The sequence below is a fragment of the Providencia sp. CIM-Carb-044 genome (assembly GCF_033901115.1).
Taxonomy (GTDB): Bacteria; Pseudomonadota; Gammaproteobacteria; order Enterobacterales; family Enterobacteriaceae; genus Providencia; species Providencia hangzhouensis.
This window is the reverse complement of the sequence record NZ_JAXADV010000009.1, coordinates 168,544-186,766: the sequence shown is the minus strand read 5'-3', so window position 1 is coordinate 186,766 and position 18,223 is coordinate 168,544. Positions and strand designations below refer to the sequence as shown.

Annotated in this window: 19 protein-coding genes; 11 read left to right on the top strand and 8 right to left on the bottom strand. The window is 41.5% G+C overall.

Annotated elements, in window-relative coordinates; genetic code table 11:
• Positions 1–63: 63 nt before the first annotated feature.
• From SJ312_RS17110 to trmL, 9 genes are all read left to right on the top strand, one after another.
• Positions 64–1,023, top strand: coding sequence for an NAD-dependent epimerase/dehydratase family protein (locus tag SJ312_RS17110; RefSeq protein ID WP_319868131.1), 960 nt, complete (start codon positions 64–66; stop codon positions 1,021–1,023).
• Positions 1,024–1,071: 48 nt separating this feature from the next.
• Complete coding sequence (locus SJ312_RS17105) at positions 1,072–2,217, top strand: polysaccharide export protein (protein ID WP_210852764.1); 1,146 nt, start codon at positions 1,072–1,074, stop codon at positions 2,215–2,217.
• Positions 2,218–2,222: 5 nt separating this feature from the next.
• Positions 2,223–2,651, top strand: a complete 429-nt coding sequence (locus SJ312_RS17100; protein ID WP_272656800.1) for a protein tyrosine phosphatase — start codon at positions 2,223–2,225, stop codon at positions 2,649–2,651.
• 35 nt (positions 2,652–2,686) lie between these two features.
• Positions 2,687–4,765 (top strand): polysaccharide biosynthesis tyrosine autokinase, encoded by a 2,079-nt coding sequence (locus SJ312_RS17095; RefSeq protein WP_319868130.1) that lies wholly within the window; start codon positions 2,687–2,689, stop codon positions 4,763–4,765.
• 110 nt (positions 4,766–4,875) lie between these two features.
• Entirely contained in the window at positions 4,876–5,673 is a 798-nt protein-coding gene (gene kdsA, locus SJ312_RS17090) for a 3-deoxy-8-phosphooctulonate synthase (protein ID WP_273844433.1), read from the top strand.
• A gap of 83 nt (positions 5,674–5,756) precedes the next feature.
• Positions 5,757–6,506 (top strand): 3-deoxy-manno-octulosonate cytidylyltransferase, encoded by a 750-nt coding sequence (gene kdsB / locus SJ312_RS17085; RefSeq protein WP_319868129.1) that lies wholly within the window; start codon positions 5,757–5,759, stop codon positions 6,504–6,506.
• Positions 6,506–7,429 carry a KpsF/GutQ family sugar-phosphate isomerase gene (locus SJ312_RS17080; RefSeq protein WP_319868128.1) on the top strand — a complete coding sequence of 308 codons (924 nt, stop codon included), beginning with the start codon at positions 6,506–6,508 and terminating at the stop codon, positions 7,427–7,429. Before kdsB ends, SJ312_RS17080 begins: the two co-directional genes overlap by 1 nt.
• A 72-nt stretch (positions 7,430–7,501) precedes the next feature.
• Positions 7,502–8,527 (top strand): UDP-glucose 4-epimerase GalE, encoded by a 1,026-nt coding sequence (galE, locus tag SJ312_RS17075; RefSeq protein ID WP_272675717.1) that lies wholly within the window; start codon positions 7,502–7,504, stop codon positions 8,525–8,527.
• Between the two features lie 159 nt (positions 8,528–8,686).
• Positions 8,687–9,190, top strand: coding sequence for a tRNA (uridine(34)/cytosine(34)/5-carboxymethylaminomethyluridine(34)-2'-O)-methyltransferase TrmL (gene trmL / locus SJ312_RS17070; protein WP_096863620.1), 504 nt, complete (start codon positions 8,687–8,689; stop codon positions 9,188–9,190).
• A gap of 35 nt (positions 9,191–9,225) precedes the next feature.
• Here the strand turns inward: trmL and SJ312_RS17065 are convergent, their stop codons facing one another.
• From SJ312_RS17065 to SJ312_RS17040, 6 genes are all read right to left on the bottom strand, one after another.
• A complete protein-coding gene (locus tag SJ312_RS17065) occupies positions 9,226–9,582 on the bottom strand; it encodes a type II toxin-antitoxin system PemK/MazF family toxin (protein ID WP_047756788.1) in 357 nt (118 codons plus the stop codon).
• Positions 9,579–9,824, bottom strand: a complete 246-nt coding sequence (locus SJ312_RS17060) for an AbrB/MazE/SpoVT family DNA-binding domain-containing protein (protein WP_004906951.1) — start codon at positions 9,822–9,824, stop codon at positions 9,579–9,581. The genes SJ312_RS17065 and SJ312_RS17060 overlap by 4 nt, the downstream gene beginning before the upstream one ends.
• Before the next feature lie 151 nt (positions 9,825–9,975).
• Positions 9,976–10,797, bottom strand: a complete 822-nt coding sequence (cysE, locus tag SJ312_RS17055) for a serine O-acetyltransferase (RefSeq protein ID WP_153674037.1) — start codon at positions 10,795–10,797, stop codon at positions 9,976–9,978.
• Positions 10,798–10,820: 23 nt separating this feature from the next.
• Complete coding sequence (gpsA, locus tag SJ312_RS17050) at positions 10,821–11,849, bottom strand: NAD(P)H-dependent glycerol-3-phosphate dehydrogenase (RefSeq protein WP_004265161.1); 1,029 nt, start codon at positions 11,847–11,849, stop codon at positions 10,821–10,823.
• Positions 11,849–12,325, bottom strand: a complete 477-nt coding sequence (secB, locus tag SJ312_RS17045; RefSeq protein ID WP_004906947.1) for a protein-export chaperone SecB — start codon at positions 12,323–12,325, stop codon at positions 11,849–11,851. Before secB ends, gpsA begins: the two co-directional genes overlap by 1 nt.
• A gap of 238 nt (positions 12,326–12,563) precedes the next feature.
• Positions 12,564–13,001 carry a rhodanese-like domain-containing protein gene (locus SJ312_RS17040; RefSeq protein WP_004265159.1) on the bottom strand — a complete coding sequence of 146 codons (438 nt, stop codon included), beginning with the start codon at positions 12,999–13,001 and terminating at the stop codon, positions 12,564–12,566.
• Positions 13,002–13,434: 433 nt separating this feature from the next.
• Here SJ312_RS17040 and envC point away from each other — a divergent pair, with 433 nt between their 5' ends.
• The gene (gene envC / locus SJ312_RS17035) at positions 13,435–14,724 is read left to right on the top strand and encodes a murein hydrolase activator EnvC (RefSeq protein ID WP_319868126.1); all 1,290 of its coding nucleotides are present in this window, start codon (positions 13,435–13,437) and stop codon (positions 14,722–14,724) included.
• A gap of 48 nt (positions 14,725–14,772) precedes the next feature.
• Positions 14,773–15,837, top strand: a complete 1,065-nt coding sequence (locus SJ312_RS17030; RefSeq protein WP_110592791.1) for a divergent polysaccharide deacetylase family protein — start codon at positions 14,773–14,775, stop codon at positions 15,835–15,837.
• A 61-nt stretch (positions 15,838–15,898) separates the two neighbouring features.
• Here the strand turns inward: SJ312_RS17030 and tdh are convergent, their stop codons facing one another.
• Complete coding sequence (tdh, locus tag SJ312_RS17025) at positions 15,899–16,924, bottom strand: L-threonine 3-dehydrogenase (protein WP_004265155.1); 1,026 nt, start codon at positions 16,922–16,924, stop codon at positions 15,899–15,901.
• A gap of 10 nt (positions 16,925–16,934) precedes the next feature.
• On the bottom strand, positions 16,935–18,131 hold the full coding sequence (locus SJ312_RS17020; RefSeq protein WP_319868125.1) for a glycine C-acetyltransferase: 1,197 nt from the start codon (positions 18,129–18,131) through the stop codon (positions 16,935–16,937).
• Positions 18,132–18,223: the final 92 nt, after the last annotated feature.

Here is an 18,223-nt window from a genome sequence, read left to right as displayed (position 1 = left end):
ATGTGCGTTAAATACAGAGTTTCGAGAGCACGTGTTATTTGGGACTTAACAACTATTTAACTCATGCGCAAGCCGTGGCTAACTATCATCGGTGGTTCCGGTTTTATCGGCACCCGTCTCTCAAATCAATTAAAATCGCAAAATATTGACTTTAAAATTGTTGATATTCAAAAAAGCGAAGCTCATCCTGAAAAATGGGAATTTGGTGATGTGACCAAACCTGAAACACTTATTGAGCCATTAAAAGGCAGTGATGTTATTATTAATTTATCTGCTCAACATAAAGATAATGTGCACCCAATTAGCCTGTACTATGAAGTGAATGTTGATGGTGCTAAAAATGTCTGTGATGTGGCAGAACAGCTTGGCATTAAACATATTGTATTTACCTCTTCTGTCGCTGTTTATGGCTTTGTTGAAAAAGAAACTGGCGAAGACGGTGAATACCATCCGTTTAATGACTATGGCAAATCAAAACTTGAAGCCGAATATGTCTATGATGCATGGAAAGCCAAGTCAGCGGATAATATTTTAGTCACCATACGCCCAACGGTTGTTTTTGGTGAAAATAACCGTGGTAACGTTTATAATTTATTCCGTCAAATTGCTTCAGGCCGTTTCTTAATGATCGGCGCAGGGAATAACCAAAAATCGATGGCTTATGTTGAAAATGTCGCTGCATTTATTTATTTTGCGACTACGTTTACAACTGGAAAACATGTTTTCAATTATATTGATAAGCCTGACTTTACTATGAATGAACTAACCACTGTAATTTGTGGTGCGTTAGATAAACCAAAATCCAATATCCGAGTTCCTTATCCAATCGGAATATTAGGCGGTTACTGCTTCGACATTCTTTCTAAAGTGACAGGTAAAGAGTTTCCTGTCAGCAGTATTAGAGTGAAAAAATTCTGTGCAAGAACACAATTTAAATCAAACTACATTGCTGATACCTCATTTACACCACCAGTTACACTGGAAAAAGGTATCGCTAATACAGTTCAATACGAATTCAAATAAAATAGGCGAGTGCCTTTAACCATATTGCTATAGGGATAGAGTGTATTTATGAAGCGTCTTTCTGTTGCTGTACTTATGCTAACCGCATTAACAGGCTGCACCGTCACCCCCGGCGCCTATGTATCAACCTCGGGCAAAAATGTGGTTGATACCGGTGACCGTGATATTACTAAATTAGTTGATATCTACCCAATTTCGCCAAAATTGTTGGATGATATGTACACCGCACCCACCATTGCCAAACCCAACGCACAGTTAGAAAAGCAACTGACTCACTATGAATACCGCGTGGGTGCAGGTGACGTACTAACCATTACGGTTTGGGACCACCCAGAGCTCACTATCCCTGCGGGTTCATACCGTAGTGCGCAGGACTCAGGTAACTGGGTACATTCCGATGGGACTATTTACTACCCGTATATTGGTAAAGTCAAAGTGATCGGTAAAACCGTCACTGAAATCCGTACCCTAATCAGTAACCGCTTAGCCACTTATATTGAATCCCCACAAGTGGATGTCAGTATTGCCGCCTTCCGCTCACAAAAAATGTATGTATCTGGTGAAGTTGCCAAACCGGGTACACTGCCTATCACTAACGTTCCACTCACTATCTTAGAAGCCTTTAATAATGCAGGCGGCTTAACCGAAAAAGCCGATTGGGATAATGTCGTGCTTACCCGTAATGGCAAAGAAATCAAAGTATCATTACAAGATTTGGTTCAGTATGGGGATTTAACCCAAAACTACCTGATGCTACCGGGTGATGTGCTGTATGTGCCACGTAATGATAGCCAAAAAGTGTTTGTGATGGGTGAAGTCGGTCAACCAACGACCTTAACTATTGACCGCGCAGGTATGAGCATTACTGAAGCACTCAGTAAAGCAAGCGGCCTTAACCAAACAACTGCCAATGCAACAGGCGTATTTGTTATTCGCCCAATTAAAAACCAGCCAGCGGAAGACAAAGAGCTCGAAGCGCTATTACCGAAAAAAATGGCTGCGGTTTATCAGCTAGACTTATCGGATGCCACCTCACTCGTGATGGGAACTGAATTTAAACTGCAGCCTTATGACTTAGTGTATGTTACCGCAGCCCCTGTGGTACGTTGGAACCGTCTAATCACTCAGTTATTACCAACTATCGCTTCATATAATCAGTTAACTGAAGGTACCAAGCGTATTCACGACTGGTAATCGATATGTTTAATAATATTCTTGTTGTTTGTATGGGAAATATCTGCCGCTCTCCTACGGGGGAGCGTTTATTACAGCACTATTTTCCCAAAAAAACTGTTCACTCAGCAGGCATTATTGCTAAAAATGACATGCCCGCTTATGACAGCGCCATCCGGATTGCCGAGCAACATCAGCTTTCCCTTGAAAACCATCAATCACGTCGGTTAACTAGCGAAATATGCCATAAAGCAGACTTAATCCTAGTGATGGAAAACGATCATATTGCTAAAATCCACCAACAGTTTCCTGAAACCCGCGGTAAAGTGATGTTATTTGGGCAATGGATTAATAAAACCGAAATTCCTGACCCGCACAAACGCAGCGATGAAATGTTTGAGCACGTTTACCAGTTGATGGAAAAAGCCGCGATTGCTTGGCAAGGCAAAATTTAATTTTATTTATTGGATGACTTAACATTTAACCTATTATGAACACAACAAAAAATAGCTCTCCTGCCTCAGATGAAATCGATCTGCTCGCTCTGTTTAAAGTTTTGAAATCCAACACCATTAAAATTGGGTTTTTTACCGTGTTTTTTGCTGCTGTTGCAGTGGCATATAGCCTCTTGGCAACGCCAATTTACCAAGCCAATGCGACCTTACAGTATGACAAATTAGGCCAGGTTTCATTACTTGACCAAATGAGTGATGTCATGCCTTTTAGTAATAGTAGCAACCAAATAGACTCTGAAATTGAAGTCATCAAGTCCCGCATGGTGTTAGGTAAAACCGTTGCAGACCTGAACTTAGACACTCAAGCAGCCCCTGAAGACTTTGCCAGTAAATTACTTGGTGAAGTAGCTCCTGTTCAGGTTGATCTGTTCCAGTTACCTGAAAACTTAATTGGCCAACCATTTACCCTGATTTATTTAGGGGATAATAATTATTCCCTAAATGTGGATGGCCAAGTCTTGCAAGGTAAAGTCGGTGAAGTGCTCAAACAAGGGGAAATTAACTTATTAATTTCCAGTTTTGCGGCTGAAACTGGCGAAGAGTTTACATTAATCAAAAATGCCCGTTATACCACCATTGAAGACTTACGCAATACTTTAACCATCGCAGAAGTCGGCAAAGGTACTGGTATTATCAGCTTAGCGATTAAAGGTGCGGATCAAGTTGAGAATGTTAACATTCTCAACAGTGTTATCCAAAACTATGTTGACCAAAATACCGAACGTAAAAAAGAAGTCACAAACAATACGCTCGTGTTTTTAGATGGCTACTTACCGACCATTAAAAAGAAATTAGATAACTACGAAAACCAGCTCAATGCATTTCGTAAAAAGAATGAATCGATTGATCTCTCTTTAGAAGCTAAAGCCGCTTTAGATACTGCTTTGCAGGTCGAAGAGAAGCTCAATGAATTGACCTTTAAAGAGGTCGAGATTCAGCAGCTATATACCCGTAACCACCCTGCTTATCAGTCCCTGTTAGATAAACGCCAACAATTGTTACGTGAAAAAGAAAAAATCAGTAAAAACATTCAAAAATTGCCGAATACCCAACAAGAAATCGTCCGTTTAACCCGTGATGTTGAAGCAGAACAAGCGATTTACGCTCAATTAGTCGCGAAACAACAAGAACTCAGTGTATTGAACTCCGGTATTACTGCAGATGTACGTATTATTGACTCTGCGGAGTCCCAACCAAAACCTGTGGCACCGAAAAAATCACTGATTGTTGCTCTTGCCACTATCCTTGGCTTTATTATCGGCTGTGCATATGTAATTGCTCGCGAGTTCTTTAATAATAAAATTAAGAGCACGGAAGATATCGATGCATTGGGTGTCAACGTCTATGCCACCATTCCTTTCTCAGCCTATGAGAAAAAACTGATTGAGGCGGGCAATAAGAGCCCATTAGCGATAGAAAACCCAGCAGATACTGCGGTTGAAGCTATCCGTTCATTACGTACCAGTGTGTACTTTTCGGTAATGAACCAAGGTAACAACCTAGTTATGGTCACCAGTGCGTCACCGGGTGTTGGGAAAAGCTTTGTTACCTCCAATATGGCGGTGGTACTGGCTAACGCGGGTAAGAAAGTATTATTAATCGATACCGACTTACGTAAAGGCCGTTTGCACAAAGCCTTTGGATTAAACAATAAAGCGGGCTTATCTGAATATTTGTCACAGCAAAGCTTAGAATCGCCAACTATTCATGCCAACGTGATTGAAAACCTTGATGTAATTTGTCGTGGTAAAAATGTTACTCACTCTTCTGAGTTATTAATGGGCGAGCGCTTTAAGCAGTTATTAGATAAAGTCAAAAACCAATACGATATTGTGGTGATCGATACCACACCAATCTTAGCAATAACGGACTCTGCGATTATTGGTAAATATGTCGGTACTTCATTACTGATTGCTTTCTACGGTGTGAATACCGTGAAAGATGTCGATTTATCACTGAAACGCTTTAAGCAAAATGATATCGAAATTACAGGTGTGATCTTGAATGGTATTGATGCAAGGTCTGACGACTATAACTACCATTACGAATATTAAAACATTCCCATAGCCTCTATACCAAGTAAAGGCTATACCATCCACAATGAATTATTTATATCAACTCTAATAATTCATAATAGAGACATAATATTTGAAGCGAGGTCACCGTGTTTTTAATCGCAGGTCCGTGTGTAATTGAATCTGAAAGTTTAGTCCTTGATACTTTTGGAAAACTTAAAGAAATAACCGATAAACTTGGCATAGAATATATTGCAAAGTCATCATTCACGAAAGCAAATCGCTCATCTGTAAATGCATTCACAGGTCCAGGTGTTGAAGAGGGGCTAGCTATCCTCCAAAAGGCTAAAGACCAATTAGGTGTAAAAGTATTAACAGATGTACATGAAGATACCCCATTAAACGAAGTCGCATCTGTAGTTGATGTCTTACAAACACCAGCTTTTTTAGTACGCCAAACGAGCTTTATTCAACGAGTTGCCTCATTTGGTAAACCCGTTAATATTAAAAAAGGCCAATGGATGCATCCAGCAGATATGGCGCCAGTAGTCGAAAAATGCCGAGCCGTAGGGAATGAAGATATTTGGTTGTGTGATCGAGGTACTAGCTTTGGATTTGGCCAACTAATTAATTACATGCCAGGGCTAACTATTATGAAGGAAACTACAGGCTGTAAGGTTGTGATGGATGCAACTCATAGTGTACAAATGCCTGGTACTCTAAATGGTTCAACTGGTGGAAATAGATATCATGTTCCTGCAATAGCCCGCGCAGCTGTTGCCGTTGGCATTGATGGCTTGTTTATGGAAACACATCCAGATCCTAATAATGCATTATGTGATGGCCCCAATATGTTAGCGCTCAAACATATGGAAGAATTATTAGAAACGTTACTCGAAATTGATCAGGTAGTAAATAAGCAGCCAAGAATTGAAACTAAGTTCTAACTCATTGTACTCCATTTAAAAGATAAGAGTGAAGATGCTCTTATCTTCTGTATTTATCTCCCTACAAATTCGTAATCAATTAAATGAAAAAGATAAAAATAGTAATTCCTGCCCGATATGGTTCTTCCCGATTAGAAGGGAAGCCTATGCTGGAAATTTCTAATAAGCCAATATTTTGGCATGTTCATCAGCGTTGTATAGAAGCGGGTTTTAGTAAAAATGATATTTATCTAGCTACCGATGATGACCGTATTTACCAAAAATCACTATCACTAAACCTAAATACAGTAATGACATCCTCCCAACATGAAAGTGGAACAGATCGCATTTATGAAGTATCTAGAATAAAAGGTTGGGAGCCTCAAGATATAGTTATTAATGTTCAAGGTGATGAGCCAATGATTTCACCTACATTAATTCGTCAATTAGCTGAATTTTCAGTTTCTAGAACCGAATTTGATATTACTACTGCCGTAGTTTCTATTGATTCACTCAGTGATTTTGAAAACCCAAATGTGGTAAAAGCTGTAGTTGGTTTACATAATCGAGCATTATATTTTACTCGTTCTGCGGCACCATATAAACGAGATACCCCTACTGCTATTGATTTAGCCTTTAAGCATATTGGAATTTATGCATATACCGTCCAGTCTCTATCTAAATTTTGTTCTTTTGATGAAGCACCTTTAGAGGCCTATGAAAAACTAGAACAGCTAAGAGCATTATCTAATGGCTTAAGTATTGGTGCCTGGTATTACGATGGCGAAATTGCTCATGGGGTAGATACCTTATCCGACTATCAAAAAGTAAAAAATAGAATGGAGGCTCTGTAATGGATATTATTAAAATAGCGCGAGATGTAATTCATACAGAAATTGATGGGCTAAAATATATGTGTGAGCATCTTGGTAGTGAGTTCACTAATGCAGTCCATACGATACTAGCAACTAAAGGCCGCACTATTATTTGTGGTATGGGAAAATCAGGAATAATAGGGAAAAAAATTGCCGCATCTTTCGCTAGTACTGGGACTCCGAGTTTTTTTATGCATCCCGGTGAAGCCTTTCACGGTGACTTGGGTATGGTTAAACCTGAAGATATATTTATTGCAATTTCTAATTCTGGGGAAACTGAAGAAGTACTAAAATTACTACCTTTTTTAAGAGATAACGGTAATCACATTATAGCTATTACAGGCCATTCAAATTCAACTTTAGCTAAGAATGCACATTGCCATTTAGATATAGCTGTTCCTAGTGAAGCTTGCCCATACCAATTAGCACCGACTGCCTCAACAACGGCTACATTAGTGATGGGAGATGCCTTAACCGTAGCCCTAATGAATTCCCGCAACTTCAAACCAGAAAACTTCGCTAGGTTTCACCCTGGCGGAAGTTTAGGAAGGCGACTGCTATCACGTGTTAGAGACGAAATGTGTACTGACTTACCTATAATAGAACCTAATGCTGATTTTACATCAGTTGTTCACTCGATCTCTAATGGAAAACTAGGAGTTACATTAGTAAATACTCTCCCTAACATTTCTATTATTACAGATGGCGATGTTCGTAAAGCCATGAACTTGCATGGAAAACAGGTATTTGATCTTAAAGCAGAAAATATCCTTACAAAAAATCCTATAACAATTTTAGCCTCTGCAAGTATTCAAAATGCCTATGAGCTTATGGAAAGTAAAAAAATTACATCTCTTCTCGTTTGTGATAACGAAAAAATTGTAGGTATACTGAAAAAATAAGTTCATCAAAAATTATATACTCCTTTTAAAATAGAAATGATCAGTAGCTACTATTAACTAGAAAGGCTTCTTATGAATAATCAACAAGTTCTCGTCACGGGTGGCCTTGGCTACATTGGTAGCCATACCTGTGTACAGATGATCCAGCAAGGGATGCAGCCGGTTATTTTAGATAACTTGCATAATGCCAACCTTGAAGTGCTTAACCGTATTGAAGCTATCACAGGTGTTAAGCCAACCTTTTACCAAGGTGATGTGCGTGATGGGCAAATTTTAGCGTCCATTTTTGCTAATCATCAAATTCATTCAGTCATCCACTTTGCTGGGTTGAAAGCTGTTGGTGAGTCGGTACAAAAACCAATTGAATACTATGATGTTAATGTCAATGGCACATTGGTATTAGTGGAAAGTATGAAAAAAGCGGGTGTTAAGAGCCTGATTTTTAGTTCCTCCGCTACCGTTTATGGTGACCCTGAAGAAGTGCCATTAACAGAGAATTCCAAAGTCGGTGGGACCACCAATCCATACGGAACCAGTAAGTATATGGTTGAGCGTATCCTTTCGGATTTATATATTGCGGAAGATGATTGGTCACTGACCTTACTGCGTTATTTTAACCCTGTTGGCGCACACCCATCTGGAACCATGGGTGAAGACCCGCAAGGGATTCCGAATAACTTGGCACCGTTTGTTTCCCAAGTCGCTGTAGGCCGCCGCCCACAAGTGATGGTATTTGGTAATGATTACCCAACACCGGATGGTACTGGTGTGCGTGACTATATTCACGTGATGGATTTGGCTGATGGCCATATTGCCGCGCTGAATAAAGTTAGCCAGCAAGCAGGCTTACATGTTTACAATCTTGGTACAGGGACTGGCACAAGTGTGCTGGAAATTATTGCTGCTTTTGAAAAAGCGTCAGGTAAACCAATTAAATATGAGATTGTAGCAAGACGCCCTGGTGATATTGCGGAATGTTGGTCTAGTCCAGACAAAGCATTCAAAGACCTAGGCTGGAAAGCGCAGTATTCTATTCAAGATATGGTGAATGATAGCTGGCGTTGGCAGTCCATGAACCCTAATGGTTATAACAGCTAACCTCAACGAGTTATTTCAGAGACGAGCCTTTATGGCTCGTTTTTTGTTTTCAGGGTACAAATAATTTTTACGGCTGCTATAAAAGTTCCACATGAAAACAAACCCATTTGCGCGTAAACTCTTCCCATCATTTATTATCACAAATATCAGCTTAACGTTATGCCACACATTGTTTTATTCGAACCAGAAATACCACCAAATACGGGCAACATTATCCGCCTTTGTGCCAATACTGGCTTTGATTTGCATCTTATTCACCCTCTTGGCTTTACATGGGATGATAAACGCCTACGCCGCGCAGGGTTGGACTATAGCGAATTTGCCGATATCAAGCACCATCATGATTATTTTGCTTTTTTAAAAAGTGAAGGGCTAAACCCGGATAATAACCAATCTGAAAGCGGTGCACGCGTGTTTGCCTTAACCACTAAAGGTAAGCCAAGCCATAGTAATGTTAGTTATCAAGAAAATGACTATTTGATGTTTGGCCCTGAAACTCGGGGGCTACCGCCTTATGTGCTAGATAACATGCCAATGGAACAAAAAATTCGTATTCCGATGTTGGCAGATAGCCGCAGTATGAATTTATCCAACTCAGTGGCTGTGGTGGTGTTTGAGGCATGGAGGCAGTTGGGGTATGCAGGGGCGCTGCTAAAGGACTAGACTATAAAAGGAGCTCAGTTTGAGTTCCTTTAGTTTTAATCAATAAAAAAATGCTCTCCACCAATTAATGGGATCAACCTTGCGAGCACACCATCAAGAACCCCCTCATCAGCAACTACCCCAAACTTCATACTTCTATCTTTCCAAGATAGTGTTTGAATAAGGTTTGCCGCAGCAACACACGGAGTATCAAGATTATTTATCCTTACTTCTGTTATGTGCCCTCTAATGCTTGTGCTAATAGGACAACAAATTACCAAGCCTGATTTTTTATTATATTCCACACTGGATAAAACGAGTGCAGGCCGATATTTTCCTATTTCTTTTCCTTTCGTTGGGTCAAAATCTAACCAAATAATATCATTTCGCCTTGGTATGTAACTTTTACTCATTCACCAATTTCCATATCATTAATTTGAGCAAGTTCATCTGAATGACTATTATATTCATTCATATTGTCAAGCAAATAAGCTTCAGAAAACATCCTTATCTTCTTTTTGGGAGAAAGAACCAAATTACCGTTATTAACAGAAATATCAAGACGTTGACCAACCTCAATACCTAATTGTTTTAAGATAGCTGATGGGATAACAATGCCTTGGCTATTTCCCCATTTTTTTATAGCAACGCTCATTTCTCTTACCCCATACTTATTTTTGAGTATATTAGTTTCCAAATGTATAAACATTGTATAACTTCATTGAGGTTAAAGCAAATTTTCGGTCAATTTATATACAGATGAGGGAAATCAAAAATGAAAACGATCGAACTAGAACCCTCACAACTCAAATCCCATCCCCATCTTCAAAACCCCAAATAATGCCATTAAAGTTTTGATCCATTTCTAAGGACGGTTTATCGCTGGTTGGTTTACCGACAATGCGTGCTGGAACCCCGGCTACTGTGGTGTGTGGTGGAACGGGGTGAAGTACAACAGAACCTGCGCCAATTTTTGCGCCACGGCCAATTTCAATATTGCCTAAGATTTTTGCCCCTGCACCAATCATCACCCCTTCTCTTACTTTAGGATGGCGGTCGCCACAGGTTTTCCCAGTACCGCCTAATGTGACGGATTGCAAAATTGAGACATCATTTTCGACAATGGCCGTTTCCCCAATCACAATACCCGTTGCGTGGTCAAGCATAATGCCACAACCAATACGGGCCGCTGGGTGGATATCGACACCAAAAGAAACGGAGATTTGATTTTGCAAATAAACCGCCAGCGCTTGGCGGCCTTCTTTCCACAGCCAATTACCGATGCGATAGGCTTGCAAGGCGTGGAAACCTTTTAAATACAATAATGGCGTGGAGTATTTATCAACGGCAGGGTCACGTAAGCGAACCGCCGCTAAGTCCATTGCCGCAGAGAAAATCATACTTTCGTCATTGCGATAAGCGGCTTCCACAATTTCGCGCACTTCAAGAGCAGGCATAATCGGTGAGCTCAGTTTGTTAGCTAGCATATAACTGAGCGCACTGCCTAAATTGTCGTGCTTTAATAATGTCGCGTTAAAAAAACTGGCAAGAAGTGGTTCGCAGTCCGCAAGAGACTTCGCTTCATCTTTAATGAAACCCCAAATTCTATCCAGTTCTTCACGCGACATAATCACTCACCTATCTATTTTTATTAATCATGCAGCTTTGGCATATCGGCAATTTCATCTTTCGTCGCACGCCCTAATAGGGCTTGCGCTGCCTCTAACACATTTTTATGGCGATAGAGGATTTGATAAATTTGCTCAGTAATTGGCATTTCAACACCTGCCCGCTCAGCCAGTGCGCGGACTTCTTTGGTATTACGATAGCCTTCAACCACTTGGCCAATCTCTTTTTCTGCATCTTCAACACTAACGCCATCGCCTAGCATCATGCCAAAACGGCGGTTACGGGATTGGTTATCGGTACAGGTTAACACAAGGTCACCTAAGCCTGCCATCCCCATAAAAGTTGCAGGGTCTGCTCCTAAAGCTGCACCTAAACGGCTCATTTCCGCTAAACCACGGGTAATCAATGCGGTACGTGCGTTCGCACCAAACCCCATACCATCGGAGATCCCTGCGCCAATTGCGATGACATTTTTTACAGCACCACCCAGTTGCACTCCAACCATGTCAGGGTTCTTATAGACGCGAAAACTCTTGCCACAATGGAATAATTTTTGTAAATCATCACCAAATTGGCTATCGCTTGCCGCCACGGAAATTGCCGTTGGTAAACCTGCGGCTAATTCTTTCGCAAATGTCGGACCAGAAAGTACTGCCAGCGGAATTTCATTGCCTAATACCTCACGTGCCACTTCTTGCAACAAACGGCCAGTATCTCTTTCTAAGCCCTTAGTCGCCCAAATAATACGGGAGTCTGCGCGTAAGTATGGCTGGATTTGTTTTAGTACATCACCAAAAACATGGCTCGGTACGACAATCAAGATATTGGGGCTCGCCTCAACGGCGCGTTTTAAGTCCGTTTCGAGAGATAAACTATCAGGGAAAGAAACGCCAGGCAAAAACGCCTGATTACTGCGGTCTTGTTCTAATTGATGAATGTGTTTTGGGTCATGGCCCCATAGCACAACCTGATGTGCATTACGTGCAAGCGTAATGGCTAAAGCGGTGCCGTACGAGCCGGCACCGATCACTGTCATTGAAGCAGTATTCATTAAGCGTCCTGTTGAGCTTCTGAGTTCTGCGCTTGTTCACCTTGTTGCTGCTGTAAATAATTCATGAACAGTGCATCAAAGTTAACTGGCGCTAAGTTCAATTGTGGGAATGTACCACGGCCCACTAAGCTAGTGATCGCTTCACGTGCATATGGGAACAGGATGTTCGGGCAGTATGCACCTAAGCAATGTGCCATTTGAGTACCTTCAATGCCTTCGATAGAGAAAACACCCGCCTGCTGCACTTCACACAAGAAAGCTGTTTCTTCACCTAAAGTTGCCGTAGTCGTGACACGTAAAACAACCTCATAAACACCTTCAGACAGCTGAGTTGAAGAAGTATCTAAATCTAATTTGATTTCTGGTTGCCACTCGTGTTGAAAGATGTGTGGTGCGTTAGGTGCTTCAAATGAAACGTCTTTTGCATAAATGCGTTGAATTTGAAAGACCATTTCTGAGTTGTTTTGTTCTGACATAGTGTATGTACCTTTAACTTCCATATGAATTTTCCCTGTTATTCTGAGCTACAGGGGTGTTCGCTGCATTGCGCTACCCAAGTCACATACTGATGTATGCTCCTTGGATATCTTCACTTGCTGCCTACCTGTAGCCCAAATAATTTAAGGGAAACCCTGTTATTCTGAGCTACAGGGGTGTTCGCTGCATTACGCTACCCAAGTCACATACTGATGTATGCTCCTTGGATATCTTCACTTACTTCTTACCACGAGCTAAAGGAAGGTTTTCACCTGCCCAGCCAGAGATCCCTTCTTTCAGGACAAAGACTTTTTCAAAACCGTGTTGTGCCAGCTGTTCAGCAGGTTTACCTGATTCCATACCACTTGCAGAAACGATAATCACTGGTTTCTGTTTGTGTTTTTCTAATTCACCTAAATTATTCTCTTTAATTTCAGACGGTGTTAAGTTAATAGAATCAATAATGTGCCCTTTACGGAAATCGTCACGAGAACGTAAATCGACAACAACCGCCTCTTCTTTATTAATCAGTGTAATCGCTTGTGAACGAGCAATCACTTTCGTTTTAGAGAAAAGGCCTTTAAAGGTCATAACAACCACAGCTACTAATAGCGCTATCCAAACCAGACTCAATAACATGTTCCGGCTTACAAATTGCATGATTTCTTGGATCATGGGGGGCAATCACTCCCGTTAGTTAAAAACAAATATCAAAGGGTTCTGAGTATACCTTTGTGTTGAGCTAATTACAGCCAATTCCCGCAAACTCGCTTGTTTTTTTTGCGCTAAGGCACGCAAAATTAACACTGTTCACTGAAAAACCGCGTTTCTGTTTCGAGGCGGTACGCAAATATTTTAACATAAACGTGCGAAACAGGTCTAAGTCGTGCTTCAAATAGGCAGTGAATAAGAAAAAAGTATTGAATACTGGCTATACAAAATAAATCAGTGATAATAAAACTGTATTATTTAACTTAATATAGTTCTAGTTCAGGGCAAAAATCCGAATTTATAAATGTTTTCAATACTATTTGTTAGACAGTGCTGGAAACCATCACTTGCAGATGAAATAATCAGCTATTGCATTTAATTGAGGTGATTTATCACGATGGCCAATACACATTATCGAATGAAAATTTCATTTATTCGTCAGGCTATTAGCGCTCTCTTTGGGTTAGGGCTGCTTGTTCTCGCCCCAACACAAACTGTGTTTGCCAACCAGATCACTGAAAATAAAGGCCAGCTACATGATTTACTCAAAAATATTGCTGAAAAAGAGAAAAGCGTAAAAGAACAACAAGCCAAGCGCTCAGCACTACTTGAGCAACTCAAACAACAAGAACAAAGTATTTCTGCGGCGGGTCGTAGCCTGCATGAGACTCAAAACCAGCTAAAACAATTAGATAAAGAAATTGTTTCCTTAAATAGCAATATCAAGCAACTACAAACCAAAAAACAACAACAAGAGAAATTATTAGCTGACCAACTAGACGCGGCCTTTCGGTTAGGTAAACACCAAGGGTTAACCTTAATGTTCAAAGGTGAAGAAGGCCAACGAGAAGAACGTATTTTGGCCTATTACAGCTATTTAAATCAGGCGCGTGAAAAAAATATTGTTGCTTTAGAAGAAACCACTAAAGAATTACAAGAACAAAAAGAACTCGAACAAAAAAAACAAGCCGAACAAAAAACAACGCTGGCACGCCAACAACAAGAAAAGCGTAAGCTGGATAACGCACGCGCTTCGCGGCAAAAAACCCTAAATGCCCTTGAAAGTACATTAAAAGAAGACCAAAAAAATCTTGCTGTTCTAAAACAAAACGAAGCGAGATTACGCGATAAGATTGCCCGCGCTGAACGTGAAGCTAAAGCCCGAGCTGAGCGAGAAGCCAAAGAAGCGGCACGTATTCGCGTGCAAGTGGCTGAAAAAGAACGGCAAGCCAAACAGAAAGGCTCAACCTATAAACCATCTGAAAGTGAACGCTCACTGATGTCACGTACAGGTGGTTTAGGGCGCCCTGCTGGGCAAGCTATTTGGCCTGTTCGCGGCTCATTACTCCATAACTATGGGGATGTCATTTCCAGCGAGTTACGTTGGAAAGGCATGGTTATCGCGGCTAATGAAGGAACCCAAGTCAAAGCTATCGCCGATGGGCGCGTGCTACTGGCTGACTGGTTACAAGGCTATGGGCTAGTTGTCGTCGTTGAACACGGTAAAGGCGATATGAGCCTCTATGGCTATAACCAGAGCGCCTTAGTGAATGTCGGCCAAGAGGTTAGAGCAGGGCAGCCGGTCGCCTTAGTGGGTAGCAGTGGCGGCCAAGAGCGGCCAGCACTCTATTTTGAAATCCGCAGACAAGGTAAAACCGTAAACCCACGTCCATGGTTAGGCCGATAAATATAGTTAGGGCGATAAATTTTAAATTCAATTAATTAGGATAACGTTATGCTGAAGCACTTACCCGTTCGACCACTCATTGTTTTGTCATTATTAATGATGTGTCTACCGGTGAGTGCGGCAAAATTGGCGATTGTGATTGATGATTTTGGTTATCGCGTTAAAGAAGACAACCAAATTCTAGCGTTATCCCCTGCGGTAACTATTGCAATTTTACCGAGCTCTCCTCATGGCCGTGAAGTCGCAGAAAAAGCCCATCAGCAAGGGCGCGATATTCTCATCCATATGCCAATGAAGCCATTGAGCAAACAACCGCTAGAGAAAGACACATTAGCTCCATCAATGAATGCAGAGGAAATTGACCGTATTATTAAAAATGCGATAACCCGAGTTCCTTATGCAAAAGGCATGAATAACCATATGGGGAGCGAGATGACATCAAGCTTACCCGGTATGCAGAACGTGATGCGCAGCCTATCACAATCAAATCTTTTTTTTCTTGATAGCGTAACGATTGGGAATACCCAAGCAGGTAATGCCGCCAAAGAATACGGAGTTCCCTCGTTACGTCGCCATATTTTTATTGATAACCACCAATCGGAAGAAGAAACGCGCACTCAATTGAATAAAGCCGTTGCCTATGCGCGCAAACACGGTAGTGCGGTAGCAATTGGCCATCCACACCCATCTACCGTACGCGCCTTACAAAAATACCTTGCCCAACTCCCTGCTGATGTCGAGTTAGTGGCCGTTAGCGCTCTGCTTAGCCCTCAATCTTCAACTAAACAGCCAACATCATTAAGAATGTTATCTGAAGAAGCGAAAAAAACACCGACACAACCTCAAACCAAGCAAGCAGTACAAGATGAAATAAAAACACCACCAACCAAAGATGCTACTGTTGGGCAACCCGAAGCGGCTAGCCAACCAGAAAATGTGATTATTCCGCAAGAACTCGGTATATGTGAGTTTACATTACCGCCTGCTAAGCCACAGGGGATTGATTTTATTATGTTTGTGGTTGAGAGTATTTATAACGATAAGGCTTTACAACCTTTGTTGGTACAGGGCGATAGAGCCCAAAAGCGCCCGCTTTTCAAGCAACAGCAGTAGATCATTTTCGATTCCCCTTCTTGGTTCAAAAAAGCCAAAAAGGGGAATCGAGATAATTAATTTAATCCCAGTTTAAAATCACTTTACCAGATTGGCCTGAACGCATGATATCAAAGCCTTTTTGGAACTCATCAATCGAGAATTGATGGGTAATTATCGGTGATAAATCCAAACCAGATTGAATGAGTGTCGCCATTTTATACCATGTTTCAAACATCTCACGGCCATAAATTCCCTTAATAAACAGTCCTTTGAATATTACTTGGCTCCAATCTGTTGCCATCGAAGCAGGGGGAATCCCTAATAGTGCAATTCTGCCACCGTGGTTCATGGTGTCTAACATGGTCTGAAAAGCTGCTGGTGAACCAGAAACTTCCAGTGCAACATCAAAACCTTCTTTCATCCCCAACTCATTCATCACGTCTTTTAAATTTTCACGACTGACGTTCACTGCACGGGAAACACCCATTTTTTTCGCCAATTCAAGTCGATAGTCATTCACATCCGTGATAACAACATGGCGAGCCCCCACATGTCGGCACACTGCAGCCGCCATGATACCTATAGGGCCAGCACCCGAAACCAGCACATCTTCCCCCACTAAATCAAAGGAAAGAGCCGTATGAACTGCGTTGCCAAATGGGTCAAAAATAGCCGCTATTTCATCGGGGATATTATCGGGAATTTTAAAAGCATTAAATGCAGGGATCACCAGATATTCAGCAAAACACCCTTCTCGGTTAACCCCCACCCCAATCGTATTGCGGCAAAGATGAGTACGGCCACCACGGCAGTTTCGGCAGTGGCCGCAAGTAATATGCCCTTCCCCTGACACTCGGTCACCAATTTTAAAGCCTTTGACTTCCTGCCCAATCGCAACAATTTCCCCTATATATTCATGACCGACAACCATTGGGACAGGAATGGTTTTCTGCGACCATTCATCCCAGTTATAGATATGTACATCCGTACCGCAAATCGCAGTTTTACGAATTTTGATCATCACATCATTGTGCCCGAGTTCCGGTTTCGGAACATCTGTCATCCATATACCTGGTTCAGCTTTCAGTTTGGACAGTGCTTTCATAAAAGACCTTTTATTTGATTATTTTTAGTTTTCTACCAATGCGGGTGAATGCTTCAACAGCGTGTAAAATATCCTCCTCACTATGTGCTGCAGACATCTGAGTACGAATACGTGCCTGGCCTTGTGGTACAACAGGGTAGAAAAAGCCCGTGACATAAATACCTTCATCGAGTAGCTCTTTCGCAAAAATTTGGGCGAGTTTGGCATCACCTAACATAACAGGGATGATGGCGTGGTCAGCGCCAGCAAGGGTAAAACCCGCTGTGGTCATTTTTTCTCTAAATAACAAGGCATTACGCCATAATTTTTCACGTAATGAATGGCCTTCTTTCATCATATCAATCACTTTGATAGATGCGGCAACAATCGCAGGAGCGAGGGAATTCGAAAACAAATAAGGGCGAGAACGCTGACGCAGCCATTCAACGACCTCTTTTTTCGCTGCCGTATAACCGCCGGATGCGCCGCCAAGGGCTTTACCTAATGTCCCCGTGATAATATCGATACGCCCCATCACATCGCAGTACTCATGGCTACCACGACCATTTTCCCCAACAAAGCCAACAGCATGAGAGTCATCCACCATCACCAACGCTTGGTATTCATCCGCAAGGTCACAAATGGATTTTAAATCAGCGATAACGCCATCCATTGAGAACACGCCATCTGTGGCAATTAAAATATGGCGAGCCCCTGCTGTTTTGGCTTCCTCTAAACGTGCTTTCAATTCCACCATATTATTATTGCTGTAGCGGTAGCGTTTTGCCTTGCTTAGCCTAACCCCATCAATAATGGATGCATGATTTAATGCATCTGAAATAATCGCATCTTCCGGCCCTAACAAGGTTTCAAATAGCCCACCATTTGCATCAAAACAGGATGAATAGAGAATCGCATCTTCCATGCCCAGAAAATCTGCCAATTTGCGCTCTAAAACTTTGTGGCTGTCTTGCGTTCCACAAATAAAGCGTACAGACGCCATACCAAAACCATGGCTATCCATTCCCTGTTTAGCTGCTTCGATGAGCGCGGGATGGTTAGCAAGACCAAGGTAATTATTTGCACAGAAATTAATAACCCGCTGGCCACCTACAATTTCAATGTCAGCATCTTGTGAAGTCGTAATAATGCGTTCATTTTTAAATAACCCATCGGCTTCAATTTGTACCAATTGTTCTTGAATCTGCTGATAAAATCTTTCTGACATGATTTTTTCCTGTATAAAGACTATTAATAGAGTTTAATAATAGTCTCTATGTGTGGCGATATTCACAGCATAAATAAGTCAAGTTTGTAGCC

Bases quoted from the DNA above. Each gene is read 5' to 3' on its own strand.
- SJ312_RS17110 (WP_319868131.1), top strand. From the start codon at position 64: ATGCGCAAGCCGTGGCTAACTATCATCGGTGGTTCCGGTTTTATCGGC.
- SJ312_RS17105 (WP_210852764.1), top strand. From the start codon at position 1,072: ATGAAGCGTCTTTCTGTTGCTGTACTTATGCTAACCGCATTAACAGGC.
- SJ312_RS17100 (WP_272656800.1), top strand. From the start codon at position 2,223: ATGTTTAATAATATTCTTGTTGTTTGTATGGGAAATATCTGCCGCTCT.
- SJ312_RS17095 (WP_319868130.1), top strand. From the start codon at position 2,687: ATGAACACAACAAAAAATAGCTCTCCTGCCTCAGATGAAATCGATCTG.
- kdsB (WP_319868129.1), top strand. From the start codon at position 5,757: ATGAAAAAGATAAAAATAGTAATTCCTGCCCGATATGGTTCTTCCCGA.
- SJ312_RS17080 (WP_319868128.1), top strand. From the start codon at position 6,506: ATGGATATTATTAAAATAGCGCGAGATGTAATTCATACAGAAATTGAT.
- galE (WP_272675717.1), top strand. From the start codon at position 7,502: ATGAATAATCAACAAGTTCTCGTCACGGGTGGCCTTGGCTACATTGGT.
- trmL (WP_096863620.1), top strand. From the start codon at position 8,687: ATGCCACACATTGTTTTATTCGAACCAGAAATACCACCAAATACGGGC.
- SJ312_RS17065 (WP_047756788.1), bottom strand. From the start codon at position 9,582: ATGAGTAAAAGTTACATACCAAGGCGAAATGATATTATTTGGTTAGAT.
- SJ312_RS17060 (WP_004906951.1), bottom strand. From the start codon at position 9,824: ATGAGCGTTGCTATAAAAAAATGGGGAAATAGCCAAGGCATTGTTATC.
- cysE (WP_153674037.1), bottom strand. From the start codon at position 10,797: ATGTCGCGTGAAGAACTGGATAGAATTTGGGGTTTCATTAAAGATGAA.
- gpsA (WP_004265161.1), bottom strand. From the start codon at position 11,849: ATGAATACTGCTTCAATGACAGTGATCGGTGCCGGCTCGTACGGCACC.
- secB (WP_004906947.1), bottom strand. From the start codon at position 12,325: ATGTCAGAACAAAACAACTCAGAAATGGTCTTTCAAATTCAACGCATT.
- SJ312_RS17040 (WP_004265159.1), bottom strand. From the start codon at position 13,001: ATGATCCAAGAAATCATGCAATTTGTAAGCCGGAACATGTTATTGAGT.
- envC (WP_319868126.1), top strand. From the start codon at position 13,435: ATGGCCAATACACATTATCGAATGAAAATTTCATTTATTCGTCAGGCT.
- SJ312_RS17030 (WP_110592791.1), top strand. From the start codon at position 14,773: ATGCTGAAGCACTTACCCGTTCGACCACTCATTGTTTTGTCATTATTA.
- tdh (WP_004265155.1), bottom strand. From the start codon at position 16,924: ATGAAAGCACTGTCCAAACTGAAAGCTGAACCAGGTATATGGATGACA.
- SJ312_RS17020 (WP_319868125.1), bottom strand. From the start codon at position 18,131: ATGTCAGAAAGATTTTATCAGCAGATTCAAGAACAATTGGTACAAATT.